Source organism: Rhizobium sp. 05L429 (assembly GCF_056397645.1).
Window position 1 is genome coordinate 1 of the sequence record NZ_JBFTNV010000077.1, and the last position, 1,890, is coordinate 1,890.

The following is a 1,890-nucleotide window of genomic DNA, read 5'->3' on the forward strand; positions in this document are numbered from 1 at the left end:
GCCCTGCCGCTCACGCCCAATGGCAAGGTTGACCGCAAGGCCCTGCCGGCGCCCGATGGCGGCGGCTACAGGTCGCAGGACTATGTCGCCCCGCGCACGCCGACCGAACAGGCGCTTGCCCGCATCTGGTGCGACGTGCTCGGCCTCGARCAGGTCGGCATCCACGACAACTTCTTCGAACTCGGCGGACAYTCGCTCCTGGCTGTCAAGGTCGTGCAGGGCATGCGCAAGTTCAGTTTGAACAYGAGCGTGCGCAGCCTGTTCACCACCGACAATCTGGCCGAACTGGCGCAGTCGCTGGAAACAGAAGCACAAACGGTAGAGGTGCCGCCCAATCTCATTCCATCCGGTGCCGAGGTCATTGAGCCATGGATGCTGCCGCTGGTGGATCTGAACCAGGAAGAGATCGACTGCATTGTTGACCAGGTYCCGGGAGGCCTCGCCAACATACAGGACATCTATGGTCTTGCCCCCCTGCAGGAAGGCATCCTGTTCCATTATCTGATGAACCTCGACAGCACGGGAGATACATACATCCTCTCCAATGTGGTGTCCGTGGACAGCCATGATCACATGGAGCGTATGCTGCAGGGATTGCAGTGGCTGATAGACCGGCATGACATTTTGCGAACTGCGTTTGTTTTTGAAGGCATCCATACGCCGGTTCAGGTTGTGCTGGCCAAAGCAACGCTTTGCGTGGAAGTGCTGGAGATTGACGCTTCGGAGGATGCGCTGACCCAGATGCGGCGGCGCATCGATCCAAGACAGTATCGTATGGATATCCGTCAGGCGCCGCTGCTCAGGGTCTTTGTTGCCGAAGACAAGGTRCAGCAGCGGTGGATTGTAACATTGCTGACCCACCACCTCATCGTGGATCATGAGACGCTGGCATATGCATTGCAGGAACTGCACAGCACCATGGGGCAGGATGCATTTGCAGACGTCGGGCAAGCCGTCCCGTTCCGCAATTTTGTGGCCCAGGYTCAGCTCGGCGTCAGCGTCGGAGAGCATGAAGCGTTTTTCCGCGGGATGCTGGGAGATATAGACGAGCCTACACTTCCCTTCGGATTCAGCGATGCTCGCGGCGACGGCACCGGGATCAAGGAAGCTTATCATGTGGTCGAGGCGGATCTGGCGCAAAAGCTGCGCAGCTGCTCGCGCGCGCTGCGGGTAAGTGCTGCAAGCCTGTTCCATATGGCATGGGCCCAGGTTCTGTCGCGCATATCAGGGCGAGAGGACGTCGTATTCGGAACGGTTCTTTTTGGCCGCATGCACGGAGACCAGGGAGTGGARCGGGCCCTGGGCCTGTTTATCAATACGTTGCCGCTGCGCGTCAAGCTGAGCGATACAAGGGCAGACGAAGCTGTTCATCGTATCCATAAGGATCTGGCTCACCTTCTCTACCATGAGCATGCGCCACTGAGCCTGGCACTGGCATGCAGCGGAGTGCCGCGCCGTACCCCCTTGTTCTCATCATTGCTCAATTACCGCCACCTGACCCACAGACGCGATGATGCCGTCAATAGCGGGATCGGCCTCCTGTCRGGTGAAGAGCGCACCAATTATCCCGTCACCCTGKYAGTRGATGACTATGGTGAGGGCTTCATGCTCACGGCACAGGTGCTGTCTGCAACCAGTGCRGACTACGTATGCGACCTGATGATCACGGCCTTGACGAGCCTGACGGACGCACTCCAGCAAACACCAGGCAGGCAAGCCTGGGAGCTGGACGTTCTGCCGCCTTCAGACGAGCGTCGCATGCTGGTGGAGTGGAACGACACCCAGGCAGCATATCCGGATGATCAGACGATCCAYGGTCTTTTTGAGGAGCAGGTAGCGCGCGACCGGGACGCCATTGCGGTCGTCTACGGCGATACGGCGCTCAGCTAT

At 59.1% G+C, this 1,890-nt stretch carries 1 protein-coding gene; it reads left to right on the forward strand.

Annotation, left to right across the window (positions count from 1 at the left end; genetic code table 11):
* Window positions 1-1,890, forward strand: a 1,890-nt coding sequence (locus AC1DNW_RS35360) for a condensation domain-containing protein (RefSeq protein WP_477855797.1), incomplete at both ends; no start/stop codon positions are given.